General features: G+C 64.8%; 21 protein-coding genes and 1 pseudogene. 19 read left to right on the plus strand and 3 right to left on the minus strand.

Going from position 1 to position 17,010, the window contains the following annotated elements:
* The 6 genes from LXT13_RS22555 to LXT13_RS22580 all read left to right on the plus strand — a co-directional run bounded on the left by LXT13_RS22555 (position 1) and on the right by LXT13_RS22580 (position 6,082).
* Positions 1 to 1,290 (plus strand): class I SAM-dependent methyltransferase, encoded by a 1,290-nt coding sequence (locus LXT13_RS22555; protein WP_233374559.1) that lies wholly within the window; start codon positions 1 to 3, stop codon positions 1,288 to 1,290.
* Between the two features lie 150 nt (positions 1,291 to 1,440).
* On the plus strand, positions 1,441 to 1,701 hold the full coding sequence (locus tag LXT13_RS22560) for a hypothetical protein (RefSeq protein ID WP_233374560.1): 261 nt from the start codon (positions 1,441 to 1,443) through the stop codon (positions 1,699 to 1,701).
* Between the two features lie 61 nt (positions 1,702 to 1,762).
* On the plus strand, positions 1,763 to 2,020 hold the full coding sequence (locus tag LXT13_RS22565; RefSeq protein WP_233374561.1) for a hypothetical protein: 258 nt from the start codon (positions 1,763 to 1,765) through the stop codon (positions 2,018 to 2,020).
* A gap of 137 nt (positions 2,021 to 2,157) precedes the next feature.
* Positions 2,158 to 4,290 carry a TonB-dependent receptor gene (locus LXT13_RS22570; protein WP_233374562.1) on the plus strand — a complete coding sequence of 711 codons (2,133 nt, stop codon included), beginning with the start codon at positions 2,158 to 2,160 and terminating at the stop codon, positions 4,288 to 4,290.
* Between the two features lies 1 nt (position 4,291).
* Positions 4,292 to 5,491: a PepSY-associated TM helix domain-containing protein gene (locus LXT13_RS22575; RefSeq protein WP_233374563.1), complete on the plus strand. Its 1,200-nt coding sequence runs from the start codon at positions 4,292 to 4,294 to the stop codon at positions 5,489 to 5,491.
* 60 nt (positions 5,492 to 5,551) lie between these two features.
* Positions 5,552 to 6,082: a hypothetical protein gene (locus LXT13_RS22580; protein ID WP_233374564.1), complete on the plus strand. Its 531-nt coding sequence runs from the start codon at positions 5,552 to 5,554 to the stop codon at positions 6,080 to 6,082.
* A 129-nt stretch (positions 6,083 to 6,211) separates the two neighbouring features.
* Here the strand turns inward: LXT13_RS22580 and LXT13_RS22585 are convergent, their stop codons facing one another.
* Both LXT13_RS22585 and LXT13_RS22590 read right to left on the minus strand, forming a co-directional pair.
* A complete protein-coding gene (locus tag LXT13_RS22585) occupies positions 6,212 to 6,439 on the minus strand; it encodes a hypothetical protein (protein ID WP_349254858.1) in 228 nt (75 codons plus the stop codon).
* The gene (locus LXT13_RS22590) at positions 6,436 to 7,512 is read right to left on the minus strand and encodes an integron integrase (RefSeq protein ID WP_233374565.1); all 1,077 of its coding nucleotides are present in this window, start codon (positions 7,510 to 7,512) and stop codon (positions 6,436 to 6,438) included. The genes LXT13_RS22585 and LXT13_RS22590 overlap by 4 nt, the downstream gene beginning before the upstream one ends.
* 1,156 nt (positions 7,513 to 8,668) lie before the next feature.
* On the opposite strand from LXT13_RS22590, the gene LXT13_RS22595 reads away from it, so the two are divergent.
* The 8 genes from LXT13_RS22595 to LXT13_RS29020 all read left to right on the plus strand — a co-directional run bounded on the left by LXT13_RS22595 (position 8,669) and on the right by LXT13_RS29020 (position 13,735).
* Complete coding sequence (locus tag LXT13_RS22595; protein ID WP_233374566.1) at positions 8,669 to 9,028, plus strand: hypothetical protein; 360 nt, start codon at positions 8,669 to 8,671, stop codon at positions 9,026 to 9,028.
* A 65-nt stretch (positions 9,029 to 9,093) separates the two neighbouring features.
* Positions 9,094 to 9,546: a hypothetical protein gene (locus LXT13_RS22600; RefSeq protein ID WP_233374567.1), complete on the plus strand. Its 453-nt coding sequence runs from the start codon at positions 9,094 to 9,096 to the stop codon at positions 9,544 to 9,546.
* A gap of 567 nt (positions 9,547 to 10,113) precedes the next feature.
* Positions 10,114 to 10,473: a hypothetical protein gene (locus tag LXT13_RS22605; RefSeq protein ID WP_233374566.1), complete on the plus strand. Its 360-nt coding sequence runs from the start codon at positions 10,114 to 10,116 to the stop codon at positions 10,471 to 10,473.
* An 817-nt stretch (positions 10,474 to 11,290) separates the two neighbouring features.
* Positions 11,291 to 11,668 (plus strand): hypothetical protein, encoded by a 378-nt coding sequence (locus tag LXT13_RS22610; RefSeq protein ID WP_233374568.1) that lies wholly within the window; start codon positions 11,291 to 11,293, stop codon positions 11,666 to 11,668.
* A gap of 56 nt (positions 11,669 to 11,724) precedes the next feature.
* Positions 11,725 to 12,351, plus strand: a complete 627-nt coding sequence (locus LXT13_RS22615) for a hypothetical protein (protein WP_233374569.1) — start codon at positions 11,725 to 11,727, stop codon at positions 12,349 to 12,351.
* Positions 12,352 to 12,417: 66 nt separating this feature from the next.
* Complete coding sequence (locus tag LXT13_RS22620) at positions 12,418 to 12,831, plus strand: hypothetical protein (protein ID WP_233374570.1); 414 nt, start codon at positions 12,418 to 12,420, stop codon at positions 12,829 to 12,831.
* A gap of 73 nt (positions 12,832 to 12,904) precedes the next feature.
* Positions 12,905 to 13,231 carry a hypothetical protein gene (locus tag LXT13_RS22625; RefSeq protein ID WP_233374571.1) on the plus strand — a complete coding sequence of 109 codons (327 nt, stop codon included), beginning with the start codon at positions 12,905 to 12,907 and terminating at the stop codon, positions 13,229 to 13,231.
* A gap of 96 nt (positions 13,232 to 13,327) precedes the next feature.
* Positions 13,328 to 13,735, plus strand: a complete 408-nt coding sequence (locus LXT13_RS29020) for a DUF4304 domain-containing protein (protein WP_419964702.1) — start codon at positions 13,328 to 13,330, stop codon at positions 13,733 to 13,735.
* Positions 13,736 to 13,846: 111 nt separating this feature from the next.
* Here the strand turns inward: LXT13_RS29020 and LXT13_RS22630 are convergent.
* Positions 13,847 to 14,332, minus strand: a pseudogene (locus LXT13_RS22630) (IS110 family RNA-guided transposase); the annotation flags it as partial.
* Positions 14,333 to 14,462: 130 nt separating this feature from the next.
* Here LXT13_RS22630 and LXT13_RS22635 point away from each other — a divergent pair.
* From LXT13_RS22635 to LXT13_RS22655, 5 genes are all read left to right on the plus strand, one after another.
* Positions 14,463 to 14,957, plus strand: coding sequence for a GNAT family N-acetyltransferase (locus tag LXT13_RS22635; protein WP_233374572.1), 495 nt, complete (start codon positions 14,463 to 14,465; stop codon positions 14,955 to 14,957).
* Positions 14,958 to 15,050: 93 nt separating this feature from the next.
* Positions 15,051 to 15,533 carry a hypothetical protein gene (locus LXT13_RS22640; RefSeq protein ID WP_233374573.1) on the plus strand — a complete coding sequence of 161 codons (483 nt, stop codon included), beginning with the start codon at positions 15,051 to 15,053 and terminating at the stop codon, positions 15,531 to 15,533.
* Between the two features lie 159 nt (positions 15,534 to 15,692).
* Entirely contained in the window at positions 15,693 to 16,133 is a 441-nt protein-coding gene (gene tnpA, locus LXT13_RS22645; RefSeq protein ID WP_233374574.1) for an IS66-like element accessory protein TnpA, read from the plus strand.
* Positions 16,109 to 16,459: an IS66 family insertion sequence element accessory protein TnpB gene (gene tnpB / locus LXT13_RS22650; protein WP_233374575.1), complete on the plus strand. Its 351-nt coding sequence runs from the start codon at positions 16,109 to 16,111 to the stop codon at positions 16,457 to 16,459. The genes tnpA and tnpB overlap by 25 nt, the downstream gene beginning before the upstream one ends.
* Before the next feature lie 77 nt (positions 16,460 to 16,536).
* Positions 16,537 to 17,010: IS66 family transposase (locus tag LXT13_RS22655; protein WP_474100264.1), on the plus strand; the 474-nt coding region annotated here is incomplete at its 3' end.

The raw sequence follows: 17,010 nt of genomic DNA on the forward strand, positions 1-17,010 counted from the left end.
ATGGCCGCGCCGTTGTTCACGTCCCTCGTCACCCCGCCACCGGCTGCCACGGCGCCGGTGTCCGAGCGTTTTATGCACCTGGTGCGCCTGGCGCTGGCCGGCGGACAGTTCGGCAAGCTGCTGCTGTCCGGCCCGGTCGGTGACGACGCCGATGTCGAGAGGCTGACCGTGCGCGCCATCGAACTGCGCGGCGAACCGGCGCTGAGCTTCCTGTGGCGTCACCGCACGAAGGACGTCACGAAGAACCACACGCCCGAGGCCGGCCTGGCCGAGATCGGCACGCTGCTGGGCGCGCGCTTTCGCAACGCGCACCTGCACACGGCCGCCGAGGAGGTGCAGTTCGCGGTCAGCCGCAAGGGACGCGAAACGCTGCGCGTCACACGCGTGGACGCGGTGGAGGCGCCGCCGCCCGCCGCGCACGACAAGGCCAAGCACCGGCCGCTGGACATCGCCCAACCGGTGTGGCGGGCGCTGGGCCTGACCCACCTCGTCAAGGAGCAGCCGGCGCTGGTGCCGGCCATGGCGCGCAAATGGAAGCAGATCAACCGCTTCGTCGAGATCCTGTCCGCGGCCGTCGATGAAGCCGGCCTGAAGGCGCCGGGCGCTGGAACGATACGCGTGGCGGACTTCGGCTCCGGCAAGGGCTACCTCACCTTCGCCGTGCACGACTGGCTGCAGGCACAGGGCCTCACCCCGCGCGTGACCGGCATCGAGCTGCGCGACGACATGGTCAGGCTCTGCAACGCGGTCATCGACGGCGAGCAGCTCGGCGGCATCCGATTCGACCAGGGCGACGTGCGCACCCAGGCCGTGCAGCCGCTGGACGTGATGATCGCACTGCACGCCTGCGACATCGCCACCGACCACGCGCTGCACGTGGGCCTGCAGAGCGGGGCGCGCATCATCATGAGTTCGCCGTGCTGCCACAAGGAGCTTCGTCCGCAGATGACGCTGCCGGCCGTGCTGCGGCCCATGCTGCAGCACGGCATCCACCTCGGGCAAGAAGCCGAGATGGTGACCGACTCCCTGCGCGCACTGCTGCTGGAGAGCGAGGGCTATCACACGCAGGTGTTCGAGTTCATCGCGCTGGAGCACACCAGCAAGAACAAGATGATCCTGGCCGTGAAGGCCCAGGGGCCGGCCGCGCAGGCGCTGGCCGCCCGGCGGCTGGAGCTGCTGGCTCAGGTGGCCGAGATCAAGCGTTTCTACGGGCTGCGCGAACAGCGGCTGGAGCAGTTGCTGGCAGCCGCTGGCCCCGCCACTGCGTCGCCGATGCCCCCTCAGGTGTGAACTGAGGCGCAGAAACTGCCCCATCCCTCATCGGGGTGGCTAGCCAGAATCTCGGGGAAACCCTAGGATACGGACTAAGGGTTAACGCGAATGTCGGCCAAAAGCCGGCGCCGCCGCCACCCACCAACCCGAATCCCATCAGGAGCTGACATGGCTGCCATCACCTCGCAAACCTTCCAAGATCGCCCGCTGCTGAGCTTCCCCCGCGTGACGGACGTGCTCGCCGCAGGTGCCCGCCTGATGCGCGCGGCCTGGGTGGCAGCGCCCAAGGGCGCCTCGGTCCGCAGCGCGGCCGACGAGGCGGAAGCCGTGCGCCGCATGGCCGATGGCTGGATGGACAGCGACCCGGCGTTCGCTGCTGACCTGTACGCCGCCGCCGCGCGCCACGAATCGATGCCTTCCGGCCACTGACTCGGACGGGCGTTCGCCCACCATGGTGCCGCGGGAGCCGCGCCACCCTGACGTCTGGTTGTTGGCCGTCGCCGTTGCCACGGCGGCGTTGTACGGCGTCCTGGCGCTCATCAAGCCGGCCGGCGAAGGCTGGGGCCGCGGCTGGAACCTCATCGGATTCTGGCTGTACGGCAGCCCGGCCGCGCTGCTGCTGGCCGTGTTGGCCTTCTGGCGTGCAGCCCGGCTTGTCGCCACGCCTCGGCGGTTGGCCCGGCTGATTGCCGCGCTGGCGCTGATCTTTCCCGTCGTCGCGGCCGTCGTGATCCGGCTCAAGGCATGAAAGCCTGGACCACGCTGAATTGATACTGAGAGTGATTCGCATTTGCAAATAGAATGCGTGATGTCAGCCGCTGCACAGTGCGTGGCCGCGCCCGTCGGGCGCCCGACATCACCTCTCCTGCTGCTTTGCGATCTCCCATGCGTCCCCGTCTCCATGCACTGGCTATGGCCAGTGCCGCTCTGCTGTTCAGCCTTTCCACCCACGCCGAGCCGGTGTCCGATGCCGCCGATCCGGCATCGCCCGAAGTGCGCAACACGCTGGACCAGGTTGTCGTGACCGCAACGCGTGGCGCAAAGGCGCTGGAGAAGATCCCCGGCGCCGTCAGCGTGATCAGCGCCAGCGAGATCGCGGCGCAAGGTCTCGTCAGCGAGGACCCGAGCGCTCTGCTGGCCGTGCAGATCCCGGGCTATGCGCCTGCGCGACAGAAGCTCACCAACTTCGGCGAGGGCCTGCGCGGCCGCAATGCGCTGCTGCTGCTGGACGGCATCCCTCAGACAAACCCGCTGCGGCTGGGTGGCCGGGAGGGCTATTTCGCCGACCCGATGATCGTGTCGCGCATCGAGGTCGTGTCCGGCGCGTCCGCCGCGCAGGGCCTGGGCGCCACCGGCGGCATCATCAACACGCTGACCCGCAAGCCCACGCAGCCGGGCACGCGCCAGACGGTCGAGCTGCGCTACGGCAGCCAGTTCCACGGCGACAGCGACGCCTGGAAGACCGGCTACATGGTGGAGCACAAGAGCGACTTCGACCTGCTGGCCTATGTGGGCTTGCGCAGCCAGGACATTGGCGTGGACGGCACCGGCCGGCCACTGGCCACCGAGTCGCTGCACCAGGCTGCCGACGGCTTCCTGAAGATCGGCAAGGACTTCGGTGACCAGCGTGTGCAGTTGATGATCAACCGCTTCCACGCCGACGGCTTCGACGACCGTGTCGACGTGTCCGGCAATCGTGCCACGGGCCTGCCCACGACGTCGGCGCCGGGCAAGCTGCCCTACGACGCGCCGCGCAACGAGGTGCGCTCGGCCAGCCTGGAATGGACGCATGCCGATCTGGCCCAAGGGGCCGCGTCGGTGCAGCTGTTCAAGCAGGATTTCTCCGCGCGCTACAGCGGCGGCGTCATTGCGACCTTCCAGGACGCCAGCCTGGCAAAGGTCGGCACGCTGGTGGATCAGAGCGAGATCAAGGCGCGAAAGTGGGGCCTGCGCGCGAGCTGGGTGCGACCTGACGTGTGGACGCCGGGCCTGGAGCTGACTCTGGGGGCCGATTACCTGGATGACGAATCGCAGCAGCGCCTGACGCAGACGGCCCGCACCTGGGTGCCACCTATGACTTACCGCAGCCTCGCGCCGTTCGCGCAGCTGGAGTACGAGTCGGGCCCGCTGACCGTGCGCGGCGGTCTGCGCGACGAGCGCAGCCGGTTGCAGGTGGACGACTACCGCACGCTGGCCTTCTACGGCAACCAAGCGGTGCAGGGCGGCGAGCGCAGCGCCAGCAAGCTGGTGAAGAGCCTGGGCGCGGTGTGGCGCTTCGGTTCCAGCGGCTGGTCCAGCTTTGTCGCCTACAACGAGGGCTTCGGCTCGCCGGATGTGGGCCTGATCCTGCGCGCCGTCAACACGCCCGGGCGCTCGGTCGGCACGCTCGTCGATCTGCAGCCCATCCTGACCGACAACCGAGAGGTCGGCGTGGCCTGGCGTGGCGCGCGGGGCAGCGTCTCGGCCTCGGTCTACCGCTCGCACTCCGACCTGGGCAGCCAGCTGGTGGTCAGTAACGGCATCGGTTCGCTTCAGCGCGTGCCGATCACGGTGCGTGGCTTCGAGATCAGCGGCGAATGGCGGCCGGACGCCGCGTGGCAGCTCAACGGCAGCTATGCATTGACGCGTGGCCGCACGGCGAGCGCGGCTGGCGGCAGCCTCGACCTGGACCTCGGCGCCCGCTCGCAGGGGCCGGACAAGCTGGTGCTGGGCGGCCGCTGGCAGCCCGCGCCGGCCTGGTCGGTGCAGTGGACGCAGTCGGTGTACTTCTCCCGCGACGCCAACATCGGCAAGCTCGCCGGCAAGGTGCCGCTGGACGAACGCTTCAATGGCTACACCGTGGCCGACCTGTCCGTCAGCTGGGATTCGCCGTGGGGCTACCTCGGCGCGGGCGTGGAGAACCTGTTCAACCGCAGCTACCTGACCTACTACGCGCAGGCGAACTACTCTGGCACCGCCGACGACTACTACGCCGGCCGCGGTCGCACAGTCACGCTGAGCTGGCGTCGCAGCTTCTGACATGGCGGTCGCACGTCCTCAACTCGCTTGGCTGCACCGCTGGGTCGCACTGCTGGCCGGGCTGCTGCTCGCCGTGCTGGGGCTCAGCGGCAGTCTGCTCGTTTGGCAGGCCGAGCTGGACGCTGCGCTCAACCCAGACTGGTTCCGGGTGCTGCCGGCGTGCGTGGCGCCCACCAGAGAAGACGCCGAGCAGGCGCCCGTGGCCCGCGTGCTGGACGTGCTGCGGCAGAACGCGCCGGGCAGGCAGGCCGCCATCGTTGTAGCTCCTCACCAGCCCGGCGCGGCCTACCAGGTGTGGGAGCGGCGCGATGCCGATGGCCTGCGGCGTGAGCACTTCATCGACGCCGCCTGCGGCCGCTACCTCGGCATGCGCGAACGTGGCCGCGTGGCTTGGGACGCGCGCCACCTCGTGCCGACCGTCTACGAGCTGCACCGCTACCTGTGGCAGGGCGAGACGGGCGCGCTCGTCGTCGGCACGGGCGGGCTGGTGCTGCTGGGCTTGGGCCTCAGCGGCGTCGTGCTGGCGTGGCCGCGACAGGCTCGGCGCCTGGCCTCGTGGCGGCGGGTGCTGGGCATCCAGTGGCAAGCGGCACCGGCGCGGCGCTGGTACGACGTGCACCGTGCCGCCGGCCTGTGGCTGGCACCGCTGCTGATGCTGATGACCGTGACTGGCGCGGCGATGGTGTTCAGCGACTCGGCGCGCAGCGCGGTGGCGGCCGTGCTGCCGATGGAGCGCCTGGCCAAGCTGCCGCGCGACACTGCCGCTGCGCCGCCGGCATGGCCGTCAGGGCCGCCGCTTGGGCCGGACGAGTGGGTTGCGCTGGCCCAGCGGCAGTTCCCGCAGGCCCGCTGGAGCCGGCTGACGCTGCCGCGCGGCAACGGCGTCGTTGAAGTACGGCTGCTGCAGCCCGGCGAGCCGCGGGCCGACACGGGTAACACGCGCGTGCGCGTGACGCCTGCCGGCGCCGTCGTGCAGCGCTACGACCCGCTGCAGGCGCCCGCCGGCAACGTGCTGCTGAACTGGCTGTTCCCGCTGCACAGCGCCGAGGCCTTCGGGTTGGCAGCCCGCTTGCTGTGGAGTGCCTTCGGGCTGGTGCCGGCGCTGCTGCTCGCCACGGGGTTGTGGCTGTGGTTGAGGCGCAGCCGCGCAGCCAACCCGGCGCGCCGTGGTGCATCGGCGAAGAGGCCGTCGCCGGGCTGACTCGCCGGGGCCGCAGGCTGGCGAGAATATCCGGCTCGCTCCACCTTCGCAGGCCCGCCGATGCCCCGTGTTTTCCGCCGATCGCTGGCGGCGCTGCTCGCGCCCGTCATGCTGGCCTCGTGCGCGTCAATGACAACCCAGCCAGCGCGGTTCGCCACGGACGGCTGCAGCCTCTTCCCGGACCGCTCGCTCGTCGCCAACGACGACTGGTGCGACTGCTGCCTGGCCCACGACCTCGCCTACTGGCGCGGCGGCACCGAGGCACAGCGCCTGGATGCGGACCGAGAACTGCGCGCCTGCGTCGTGCGCAAGACCGGTAACCACGCACTCGCCGAAACCATGTTTGTCGGTGTGCGTGCTGGCGGCGGCCCGCAGCTGAACACGCCGTTCCGCTGGGGCTACGCCTGGCCCTATGGCCGCGGCTACGGTGCGCTGACCGAGGCAGAGTCGGTCGAGCCGCAGACGCTGGAGGACGACTACCGCGCCCGCAACCCGCAGCTGCAGTGCCAGGCCGACCCCACGCTCACGCGCCCGCGGCGGGCGTCGGACGCGTCCTCGGCGCACGCCGCCTGCCCGCCGGTGAGCGGTTGAGGGCGCCTTACGGCGGCGGCACACGCACACGACGAGCTCAATGCCCAGCAAGGCCGCCGCCTGACATAGGCGGGGGAGTGGGCGACGAGTTTGCGGTAACCCTAGGCTTTGGCGACAGGCCGAGTCGCCTTAGCCGCGCCGCTCGAACAGCGCCTGCAGCAGCCGCTGCGCCTCGCGCAAGCCCTCGTCCGTGAGCACCATGGACTCCGACGGCCGCATCGGATCGCCGATCAGGCCCAGTCGTGCAGCCAGCCCATGGCGTCCCAGCGAAGGACTTCCAAGCGGGCTGGCCATCGTGCAGTCCATCAGCAGCAAGACCAGCACGGCGTCGTCAATGCGGTCGGTGTCCAAGTTCATGAAGCCTGCCGCTTCGGCATGGCCAGCGCATCAAGCGGCGAGCGCACGGCGCCGCCGCCCAGCTTGAGCACATGGGTGTAGATCATCGTCGTGGTCACGTCAGCATGGCCCAGCAGGTCTTGCACCGTGCGGATGTCGGAGCCCGACTGCAGCAAATGCGTCGCGAAGCAGTGACGCAAAGTGTGCGGCGTCGCTGGCTTCGCGATGCCGGCGGCCTGCACGGCCCGTTTGAACGCGCGCTGAAAAGTCTGGTCGTACAGGTGGTGTCGCCGCACCACGCCGCTGCGCGGGTCGGTGGAATGGTGATCTTGTGGGAAGACCCAGAACCAGGGCCAGGAAGCCCCGGCGCGAGGATATTTGCGTTCCACCGCGTTGGGCATCTCAACGCCGCCCCGGCCCTCTGCCTGGTCTGCCAGCCACAGGTCGTGCGAAAGCGCTAGCTGCTCATGCAGCCCAGCTACCAGAGCTTGCGGCAGCATCACGATGCGGTCCTTGCCGCCTTTGCCCTCTCGCACCACGATGGCACTGTGGGCGAAATCGACATCCTTCACCCGCAGCTGCAGCCCCTCGGTGAGCCGCAATCCCGTGCCGTAGAGAAGCTGCGCAAACAGGCGATGCACGCCATCGAGGTGGCGAAGCGCCGCCGAAACCTCGTCGCGACTGAGCACTACTGGCAAGCGTTTCTTCACCCTGGGGCGGCCAATCTCCTGCATCCATGGCAGGTGGATGCCCAGCACCTTGGTGTAAAGAAACAGCAATGCCGACAACGCCTGCTTGTGCGAGGCCGGTGCGAGCTGCCGTTCGTTGGCCAGCCAGGTCAGAAATGCCTCGACCTCCGGCCCACCCAGGTCCTTGGGATGCTGCCTGCCATGGAATCGGATGAAGGCCTTGGACCAATGCACGTAGGCGTCCTCGGTGCTGCGGCTGTAGTGCAGAGTCCTGATGCGCTCACGCAGTTGATCGAGCAGCCGGGGCGCCTGAAGCGGCGGTAGAGTCGGAAGCGCCTTCGGCGGCGCTTGCCGCCGCTCGTCCGAGCCGCCAGCCCGTGGATCGGAATTCAGCGGGATCGACATGCACAGCTCCATTTGCGGGTTAACCCTTGGCTTATCCGTCTCGCTCGATTGCCGCTTTTGCGAGATAGATAAGGCTGTATGTAAGAACAGCATATGCAGCAAGGAGCCAGGTTTCAAACGCCGTTGCCGGCGGCTCGTTGGACGGAGTTATGGAGACCGTCGGCCGACAAAAGCGGCAAAACTGTCTCCCCATATCAATAGTTATGCAGCACGCTAGCCTGAACTCCATCGAGCGCCTTGTGCCTTGCTTGCGCGGCGGACGCGCTGCTTCGGCGGCCAGGTGCTCCGCGCGTTCGGGAGAGCGCGTGTCGGTGTCGCGCCTGGCCAGCGCCCAGGTCACGGATTCCGCCTGCATTGCGCTTGCGGCTAGTCCACCAGGCGTGCTCGCCTCAGCCCTCGGCGGCCATCAGCTTCGGCGGCATCGCGCCGCCGCCATCGTCGTGGCTTCGAGTACCGAGGCTCGGCATAACCGGTCGCTCCAGCGGACGGCTTCGCCGCCCGCTGAGCTTGCACGTTATGCAGCAGGCTAGGTTGAACTCCATCACGGGCGTTATGCCTTGCTTCCGCGGCGGCCTCGTCGCGTCGGCGGGCGAGGGTTCCGCGCGGTCGGGTGAGCGCGTGGCGTTGTGCCGCCTAGGCGGCGCCCGGACCTGGACTCCGCGCTGCATTGCGCTTCCGGCTAGTCCACCAAGCCTGCTCGCCTCATCCTGCGACGGGTTTCAACTTCGGCGCCATCGTCGTGTCGCGGCCACCGGCGCTTCGACAACCGGCGCTCGGCATAACTGGTCGCTGCAGCGGACGGCTTCGCCGCCCGCTGACCTTTCACGTTATGCAGCAGGCTAGGTTGAACTCCATCAAGGGCTTTGTGCCTTGCTTGCGCGGCGGGCTCGTCGCGCCGGCGGCCAAGGGTTCCGCGAGTTCGGGCGAGCGCGAGTCGGAGGGTCGCTGCGGCGGCGCCCGGACCTGGATTCCGCGGTGCATTGCGCTTCCGGCTAGTCCACCAAGCCTGCTCGCCTCATCCTGCGACGGGTTTCAACTTCGGCGCCATCGTCGTGTCGCGGCCACCGGCGCTTCGACAACCGGCGCTCGGCATAACTGGTCGCTGCAGCGGACGGCTTCGCCGCCCGCTGACCTTTCACGTTGAGTGGCTCTTCTCGTGTCCCCCACGTTCTTCACATCCGTCGCTGGGCGCTTCTATGCGCGTCGCCGGTGGCTCTTCGGTGCATCGCTGCTGGCTATCGCAATCTTGTTCGCTGCGCTGTCCACGGCTCCGCCCCAGTTGGCATTCTTGGCAAGCATTCTTGCCGGGCCGGCCATTGCTGTACCTTGGACACTGCTGTGTGCCTGCGTTTGGTTTCACCCGCAACGCGGCAACCTGCAACCGCGAAGCAAGCTGATTGGGCGGCTGCCACCGCTTGTTCAAACAGGGGTGCGCTGGTACGCAGCGGTGTTTCTCGCGCTGTTCCTGTTCTTCGGTGCACTTGTCTTGCCGGTCCTGTCGGTGGCTTGGCTATGAAGCCACTCAACCATTTGCTGCAGCGGACGGCTTCGCCGCCCGCTGAGCGCCGACGTTAGGCCTGCATGAACCAGATCGAGACACCGAAGAATGTGCAGCATCGGCAGCGAAAGCGCGCTACGTGGCTAGGCATCGTTGCAGGAATAATTGCGAAGTTCGGCACCAGTACCTTGCTGGTTGGTGTGGCAGTTGTGGGTGGTCGGGTTTGGGCTGCATCGGTCGATGCGCCGCGCAGTTGGACCGAGCACATGGAAGATGTCAATTCAAGCAGCTGGTTCCTGCTTCAGTCCATTAACGTCCTGAGCGCATCACTCGCAGGTTGGGTCGCCGCTTGGTTTTCGCCTCCTCGCTCCCTTATCGCACCTGGCGTTCTGGTCGCATTGGCCATCTTGGCCGCCGCATTTGCTCAGTTGCCAGCAACACGTTCTCCCTTGTTGCTTGCCGTCTGGGCTCTCGGTGCGCCAATTGGTCTTGCAGTCGGAACCGCGTTGCATCGGCGCCATGAGCGGCAGGCCTAACCCTTCCATCGAGCGGACGGTTTCCAGCGGGCTGTGCCCGCTTCCAACCGCCGCTCATGTCAAACGTTAGGCGTCAACCCGTGAGCGTCTCTGTAGTGCGGCGGCTAAGTGTCACCCTCCTCATAGTGGGCTTCCTCTGGCTTTCAGTTCTCCAGGCATCGGCCCTTCTTGGGCGAGGGATTCGTCCAATTCTTGGCGTCGCCTATCAGCGACTCGACGCGTCAGCGCAGACAATTTCGCGTGAATTGGCTGAATCGGTCGTGCGGGCATCAGTTCAGGCCGCCTACGACGCTCAGCCAATCTTTTTGCTTCCAGGCCTGCTGATGCTTGCCGGTGGTGTTGGCTTGGCAATGGCTCGAAATCAGCGGAGCACAAATGAGTCGTAGCATGCAGTCCAAGACGCCATTGCTCGTTCACGGGCACCGTGCCTGGCGATCAACTCTGACGCCTAACCGGTCGCTCGAGTGGACCTCCACCAGCTGGCCGCGCTACGCTCAGCAGTTAATCATCGCTTCGCGCGGCCAGCCGGTTCCGGCCTCTCAGCTCCAACGTTGAGTGGCTCTTCTCGTGTCCCCCACGTTCTTCACATCCGTCGCTGGGCGCTTCTATGCGCGTCGCCGGTGGCTCTTCGGTGCATCGCTGCTGGCTATCGCAATCTTGTTCGCTGCGCTGTCCACGGCTCCGCCCCAGTTGGCATTCTTGGCAAGCATTCTTGCCGGGCCGGCCATTGCTGTACCTTGGACACTGCTGTGTGCCTGCGTTTGGTTTCACCCGCAACGCGGCAACCTGCAACCGCGAAGCAAGCTGATTGGGCGGCTGCCACCGCTTGTTCAAACAGGGGTGCGCTGGTACGCAGCGGTGTTTCTCGCGCTGTTCCTGTTCTTCGGTGCACTTGTCTTGCCGGTCCTGTCGGTGGCTTGGCTATGAAGCCACTCAACCATTTGCTGCAGCGGACGGCTTCGCCGCCCGCTGAGCGCCGACGTTATGCAGCAGGCTAGGTTGAACTCCATCACGGGCGTTATGCCTTGCTTCCGCGGCGGCGTCGTCGCGTCGGCGGCCGAGGGTTCCGCGCGGTCGGGTGAGCGCGTGGCGTTGTGCCGCCTAGGCGGCGCCCGGACCTGGACTCCGCGCTGCATTGCGCTTGCGGCTAGTCCACCAGGCCTGCTCGCCTCAGCCCTCGGCGGGCTTCAGCTTCGGCGGCATCGCGCTGCCACCATCGCCGTGGCTTCGAGTGCCGAGGCTCGGCATAACCGGTCATTCCAGCGGACGCCTTCGGCGCCCGCTGAACTTCGACGTTGAGCATCACCGTGAACAACCCCACTAGTAGCGTGTCCGACCAAACCGAGAGGCAAGCATTGGCCGCGGTCGCCTCGCACCCCCTGCGAGCCGAGGCAACGGCATGGTCGTACTGCGAGGTTGACGTTGCCGAGTGGGAGAAAGCACTCGTTGCTCGTCTACGCCTCCCAGATGACGAGAAGGCAAGCATTCAGTCGGGGCTTGAGGCGGTTGAGACCGTGCTCGTGGTCACCTACTGGACGTCGGAACGGACGCCACAGCCGCTGTCTGGTGGCGGAAAGCACTATTCGTTCTTTGTCCATCCGCGTTCGTTTGCGGTTCTGCACTCTGGAGTTGGCACATGGCGGTCGTAACCTTTCACCGGAGCGAGGTGATGCCCAACCTTTCGCTCCAGCGGACGGCTTCGCCGCCCGCTGAGCTTGCACGTTAAACATTGGTGCATCCAAACATGCGGCCAGTCCTCCTGCCATTAGCCTTCGCGGCCGTACTCGTCGGGTGCTCCCCCGCCGAGGAAGGCCAGTCGACGGACTGGTCAACGCTTGGGCTCGAAGGCAAGACACTGGATCTAATTGATGACGCGAAGGTGGAGACCTACGCGTTTGCTAAGCAAGGTCTTGTCGCAGCAACGGTCGGGACGAAGGGGGGAGCTCTCGCCGCTCCGCTCTTCTACTGGCGCATTGAGGGCCAGTCGCTTGTAATCTCTGAGTTGCCTGGTGAACAGGCGGTAGAGGAACTTATGGCACCCAAAATTCATGGCGACGTTGTCACCGCCAAACGCAAGGCTGGCCCTAGCGTTCAGTACCGGCTGGCAACGTCCAATGTTTAACCTTTTGCTGCAGCGGACGGCTTCGCCGCCCGCTGAGCGCCGACGTTAGCGGTCATATGAAAACAGACGCGTACACGCCGGATGCCATTTGCAAGAGCATGGGCATGCCTTCCTTTGAGGAAGACCCAGACTGCTCTTGCGCCGCTGAGGCTATCCGCCTCCTGTTGAAGCCATCGTTTCACCCGGAGATATGCATCACCTTTGCTGATGGAAAGGTATCGGTGGTCTGTGCTCGTTTCATGATTTGGCATCAGTTCGAGCCGTCGCCGATGCTCACTGATCGGGATAGGGGCGCTGTTCCCCCCGCCGTAGCTGCAAGCCTGATCTCTTCAATGACTCCGGTCGTGCATCCCGGCGCAGTGCCAGGCATCACCATTGACGGCATGCCCACAGATCTACTTCACTTTCGGAGCGGTTCCGTTGCCTTGCGGGTAGGGGGCAATGCCGGTCGAAAAGGGAATTTCTCAGGGTTCATTGCACAGGCAATTGCGACTGCCTGGGAGCACATATCCAATCCATACTGTCGGAACTCGCTTGCTCAAGCAGGGGAGTACGTGAATAGAAGCCTGCCTCGCGATGTCGAGCCGCCGCAAAGAAAGCCGACCATTGAAACCAGGGTGCTCGGATCAAGTGAAGACCGTGCGGAACTACTTGCAGCGCTCAAGCAGCACCATGACCGCTAACCAGTCGCTCGAGCCGACTCGCGTCGGCAAGCCGCCGCTCGCGGCTCAGCTTCAACGTTGAACGTCATGAGCAACGTCAGCCCGAATGCGCTACGAGCTTCCCTGAAGGCATTTCTTGGAGAGCAGGAATACCGCAAATTCCTGGAAGCCGGCGCGGCTGATCCAATGAAGTTCTGGCAGGAAAAATCATGGGAAAGGTTCGTAGCAGAACATCCCGAGATGGCCATAGGTTCGGATGAACGAGCGTCTGCGCTAGATGTGTGCCCGGCGCATGAGGCCCCATTGTTGGCTGGCTTCACGGATTCACCAGAAGGACATACCTTCACAAACACCCCAGAGATGCAGCGGGATTTTCCACGCGCGCCCTTGATGCCTCTTCTCGTAGCTGGGGTTTGTCGCGTTAAGTATTGCCAGCTGTGCATATCGGCCAAGGCTGAGCACGTCGCAAACCGAGATCACCAAAAGGGCGTGCGTGCATGACGTTCAACCCTTCATTGCAGCCGACCCGCGCCGGCTTCGGTGGCTGGTCGGCTGAATTTCGACGTTAAAAGTCATGGCAATCCAGCTCCGGCCGCTCTCCGAAGATCAGTTCCTTGAAACCTTTTCTCCTCCGATGCAGGACATTACCAAGTCAGCCGAGGAGATGGTGGACATATGGGAGTACACAGAAGCGGTCCTATCCAGTGAATTTGCTGGACGCGACACACAGGACTGGGACGTCGCCTACATCTACCGCAATAGCTCAAACGCGTGGCAGCACGTTCTTATCGGCACGGATGTACCCGACGCCTTCGTCGTAGTCGTCATTGATGTCGCGAGGAAAGAGCTCCTTGGCCACCATTTCTTGAACTTGCGTCAGAAGTACGGTCGCGCGCAATGACTCTTAACCTTTCATGGCAGCCGACCTGCGCCAGCTTCGCTGGCTGGTCGCCTGAATTCAAACATTAGACGTCTAATGGCATCTCTTCGTGCATCAATGGAATCGCACCTTAAGTCGCTTGTCGTGCCGACGTTGAGGAAAGCGGGATTCAAGGGGGCATTCCCACACTTTCGCCGACTCGGACCGGACCGAATCGACCTTCTTACATTCCAGTTTGATAGAAGTGGCGGCGGGATTGTCATCACAATTTCGCAATGCGGGGTGCTGGGTGCAACTACTCGCTCGGGTGAAGTGGTTGGACCCAAAGTGGTTAGCGCTCTAGATTTGCCCTACGACCAATCGGTGCGGCTGGAGCAGCCTCCCGGCGCGCAAGGCGAGGTTTGGCTCCGGTTCGATTCAGGGCAGTTTACGCATTGCGCTGGCCAAGTTTTGGAACTATTGCCTGAAGCGGAGGGGTGGTGGCACTGTAAAGCGACGCCTAATCGGGTAGCCGGGGGTATCTAGCCCCCAGCCCCCACACCACCCACCGTGCGGGTCCGCAGTGGGCGGTTCAACCAGTTGGCGCGCTCGACGAAGCCGCTATGTCGAGTAGCCCTGGGCCTTGCACCACAGGTCTTTGACGCTGGCGGCCTTGAGCGGCAGCACGATGCCGAACTCGCTGAGCAAGCCGCGGATGCGGTTGATCGTGGCGGTGCGCTGCTCCACAAACCCCTGGCGGGCGCGGTGCACCATCAGGCGCGACTGCTGTTCGAGGTTCTTGATCAGCACGAAGCGCATGTGCGGGCGCTGGATGGCCTCGCAGATCGCTGCCGCGTCGGCGGCGTCGTTCTTACCGCGCTTGCCCGTCATGCGGTACGGCGTGACGAACTTCGGGGCGATGAGGCGCACGGTGTGGCCCGAGGCCTGGAACAGCCGCGCCCAGTGGTGGGCGCCGGAGCAGGCTTCCATGCCGATGACGCACGGCGGCAGACTGGTGATGAGCTCGTGAAGCTTGTCGCGCGGCACCGCCGGGCGGATCAGTTCGGCCTTGCCGGCCTCGTTGACGCCATGAACCGCAAAAACGTTCTTGGCGAGGTCGATACCCACGGTCAGAATCGTCATGGACTTCCCCTTCCGAATGAGTTGATGAGAGATCGCACTTCCCATCGTGGCACCTGGTTGCCGTTTGCCGCAACGCGGCTGGTTCGGGACGGGGAAGTCCCTTTCATTCGTTAGGCGGCCAAGAATTTCCATGCCAATCATCCGACACTACGAACCCGAAGACTGGTCACGTCTGTGGCCCCTTCTTCACTCCACATTCGCGGCTGGAGATACCTATGCATTTGCGCCAGACAGTACAGAGGCGGAAATTCACAAAGTATGGATTGATGCGCCGCTCGCTACTTACGTCGCCGCCGGGGACGATGGCTCAATACTCGGAACCTACAAACTTCAGTCGAATCAGCCTGGCCTAGGCTCGCATGTCAGCAACTGCGGATACGTCGTCGCACTCAATGCGCGAGGTCAAGGTATCGCATCGATGATGTGCGAACACTCTCAAGCCGAGGCGGTGAGACTTGGTTTCAAGGCAATGCAATTCAACTTAGTTGTTTCCACCAACGAAGTGGCGGTTCGCCTCTGGAAGAAGCATGGCTTTTCCATCGTCGGCGCCTTACCCGGCGCGTTTCAACACAAAGTTCGAGGCTACGTTGATGCCTATGTCATGTTCAAGCCGCTGGCCGCCTAACCATTCCGTCAAGCGGACCTGCCTACGGCAGGCCGCTTAAGGCAAACGTTGGGCAGCATGACGGCTATGCGAAGGCAAGGCGGAACGCTCTTCGTGAGCATGCTCCTATTCCTACTGCTCTCAGCATTGCTGGTGCTGAGCGATTTCTCGCCGCCGAAAGACCTTTTCGTTGTTCAAGGTCAAGTGGTCAACCTCACCCGGATCGAGACCAAGGGGAAGCTGACCGGATTCAGGTTTTGCGTAGGGAATCCGTTGAAGACGTTCACCTACTCGGACCCGGATCCGAATGTTGCGCACGCGTGGTCAGCGCTTGAGGAGTCAAAGGTGATCCGCGTTCAGTACGCTGCCCATAGATACCAGAACCCGACTCTTTGGGGCTTAGCGGTGGACGGCAAGAGCATTGCTTCCACGTCCGAACTGGAAGCCGCACGCGTCACGCGGTTCGCGTTACTTCTTGCGGGAGCTTGCGTTTCTGGTGCCGTAGCCATCTGGTCGTTCAAGTCGTGGTTGCGATCCCGTCGACTGCGGCGTGCTGCCCAACCTATTGCTGCAGCGGACGGCTTCGCCGCCCACTGAGCGCCAACGTTGATATGGCTTCTTCTTGTCGAGCGGCAAGATCCGGTCCTCTGCGATGCAGATATTGACTTGAAGTATGCGATCAATTAACCGCGTCCTTGAGGCGCGACGACCGAGCTGACAGTCTTCGTCCCCACTTAGCAAGTGAAGTGGGGACGTATGTCGGTAGATCTTGAGAACCTAAGACGGCGCCTCGTGCTGCGCCACAAGCCCGGCGGGCGCTGTGTGTACGACAAGGCCGCAAAGGCCGAGTTCGTCGAGCTGTGCTTGCAGCCTGGCGTCTCGGTGGCGCGTCTGGCGCGCGAGTTCGGCATCAATGCCAACCAGGTCGCACGATGGATACGTGATCACGGTCCGTTGCGCAAGCGTGCGTCTGTCGTGGCCTCGACGCCAGAGGCCTCGCCCTTCGTGGCGGTGCCGGTGCTCACAGCGCAAGTACCGCCGGTCGTGGACGAGCTCGATGTCGGTCACGATGTGGGCTTGCAAGCCACGCTGCCCAACGGGGTCAGGGTCGAGCTTCGCGGCGTGCGGTTGCGCCAGCTTGCAGATGTTCTGCAGACCTTGGGGAGGCTGACGTGTTCCGTCTCGACGAGCGTCTGAAGGTCTACCTGCACCGCGCACCGGTGGACTTCCGCCTCAACATCAACGGCTTGGCCACCCTGGTTCAGCAAGCCCTCGGCCTGGATCCGTTCGCCGCCTGCGTGTATGTGTTCAGCAACCGGCGTCGCAACCGCGTGAAGATCCTCGGCTGGGACCGCAACGGCTTCTGGCTGCTGCTCAAGCGGCTGGAGGAAGACCGCTTCATCTGGCCTGCTGAGACGGCGGCGCCGACACTGACCGTCGAGCAGTTGCACTGGTTGCTTGAGGGCATCGACATCGGCGTCGTGCAGCGGCACCCTCAGCGCGTGTACCAGCACGTCGGCTGAGAACGCCAGCGCGCACGCGCGCCATTGCGGCAGATCCGAATGGCGCGGCACACAGGGGGCGCAGACACTGCCCCTCGATGGTCAGCATGCCCACGCCCGACGAAGTCATCGCATTGCAGCAGGCGCTGGCCGAGGCGCTCAAGCGCAATGAGTCGTTGGCCGGCGAATTGCGCGTGACACGCGCCGAGCGCGATCTCCTCAAGGAGAAGCTCAGCAAGTTCAGTCGGCAGCTCTTCGCCGCCAGCAGCGAGGCCGCTGTCCTGCAAAAGGACATGTTCTTCAACGAGGCCGAGGATCTCGGCGCTCAGGCCGAGCCCGCCACTGAAGAGAGCGGCGACAACGACGACAGCGACAAGATCGACGTGCCCGGCCACAAGCGAGCCAAGCGCGGCCGCAAGCCCCTGGACCCGGCGCTGCCGCGCGAGGTAATCCGTCACGAGCTGCCCGAAGGCGAGCGCGTGTGCCCGCACGACGGTGCGCGCTTGAGCGAGATCGGCGTGGAAGCCAGCGAACAGCTGGACATCATCCCGCAGCAGGTGCGCGTCATCCGG

This window comes from Pelomonas cellulosilytica (assembly GCF_021353265.1).
Lineage (GTDB): Bacteria > Pseudomonadota > Gammaproteobacteria > Burkholderiales > Burkholderiaceae_C > Pelomonas > Pelomonas cellulosilytica.

What these genes read in the sequence shown, in the direction of transcription:
- LXT13_RS22555 (WP_233374559.1), top strand. Translation starts at nt 1, where the DNA reads ATGGCCGCGCCGTTGTTCACGTCCCTCGTCACCCCGCCACCGGCTGCC.
- LXT13_RS22560 (WP_233374560.1), top strand. Translation starts at nt 1,441, where the DNA reads ATGGCTGCCATCACCTCGCAAACCTTCCAAGATCGCCCGCTGCTGAGC.
- LXT13_RS22570 (WP_233374562.1), top strand. Translation starts at nt 2,158, where the DNA reads ATGCGTCCCCGTCTCCATGCACTGGCTATGGCCAGTGCCGCTCTGCTG.
- LXT13_RS22575 (WP_233374563.1), top strand. Translation starts at nt 4,292, where the DNA reads ATGGCGGTCGCACGTCCTCAACTCGCTTGGCTGCACCGCTGGGTCGCA.
- LXT13_RS22580 (WP_233374564.1), top strand. Translation starts at nt 5,552, where the DNA reads ATGCCCCGTGTTTTCCGCCGATCGCTGGCGGCGCTGCTCGCGCCCGTC.
- LXT13_RS22585 (WP_349254858.1), bottom strand. Translation starts at nt 6,439, where the DNA reads ATGAACTTGGACACCGACCGCATTGACGACGCCGTGCTGGTCTTGCTG.
- LXT13_RS22590 (WP_233374565.1), bottom strand. Translation starts at nt 7,512, where the DNA reads ATGTCGATCCCGCTGAATTCCGATCCACGGGCTGGCGGCTCGGACGAG.
- LXT13_RS22600 (WP_233374567.1), top strand. Translation starts at nt 9,094, where the DNA reads ATGAACCAGATCGAGACACCGAAGAATGTGCAGCATCGGCAGCGAAAG.
- LXT13_RS22610 (WP_233374568.1), top strand. Translation starts at nt 11,291, where the DNA reads ATGCGGCCAGTCCTCCTGCCATTAGCCTTCGCGGCCGTACTCGTCGGG.
- LXT13_RS22615 (WP_233374569.1), top strand. Translation starts at nt 11,725, where the DNA reads ATGAAAACAGACGCGTACACGCCGGATGCCATTTGCAAGAGCATGGGC.
- LXT13_RS22620 (WP_233374570.1), top strand. Translation starts at nt 12,418, where the DNA reads ATGAGCAACGTCAGCCCGAATGCGCTACGAGCTTCCCTGAAGGCATTT.
- LXT13_RS22625 (WP_233374571.1), top strand. Translation starts at nt 12,905, where the DNA reads ATGGCAATCCAGCTCCGGCCGCTCTCCGAAGATCAGTTCCTTGAAACC.
- LXT13_RS29020 (WP_419964702.1), top strand. Translation starts at nt 13,328, where the DNA reads ATGGAATCGCACCTTAAGTCGCTTGTCGTGCCGACGTTGAGGAAAGCG.
- LXT13_RS22635 (WP_233374572.1), top strand. Translation starts at nt 14,463, where the DNA reads ATGCCAATCATCCGACACTACGAACCCGAAGACTGGTCACGTCTGTGG.
- tnpA (WP_233374574.1), top strand. Translation starts at nt 15,693, where the DNA reads ATGTCGGTAGATCTTGAGAACCTAAGACGGCGCCTCGTGCTGCGCCAC.